Raw genomic sequence first — 263 nt, forward strand, 5'->3', positions numbered from 1 at the left:
TCTTACCATAAAAAATGCTAATACTTTGAACGATAGGGCTACTGATATTCATGATAGATACAGCAAATATTTGGGATAAATGCCTAAACGACTTACGTTATCATGTCAAAGATAACGTGTTTACCATGTGGTTAAGACCATTGTCAGCTCATCAAGAAAACAACACTTTAATCATTCTTGCACCTAATGATTACTTTGTAACTTACATCAAAAAGAACCACTTAGAGGATATTCAGCAGCTGGTTGCTAAGCATAGTCAGGGA

General features: G+C 35.0%; 1 protein-coding gene. It reads left to right on the plus strand.

The annotated features are described in order from the left end of the window. Positions 1 to 50: 50 nt before the first annotated feature. Positions 51 to 263: DnaA N-terminal domain-containing protein (locus AAEY75_RS15705; protein ID WP_352260115.1), on the plus strand; the 213-nt coding region annotated here is incomplete at its 3' end.

This window comes from Psychrobacter sp. TB55-MNA-CIBAN-0194, assembly GCF_040309505.1.
Lineage (GTDB): Bacteria > Pseudomonadota > Gammaproteobacteria > Pseudomonadales > Moraxellaceae > Psychrobacter > Psychrobacter fozii.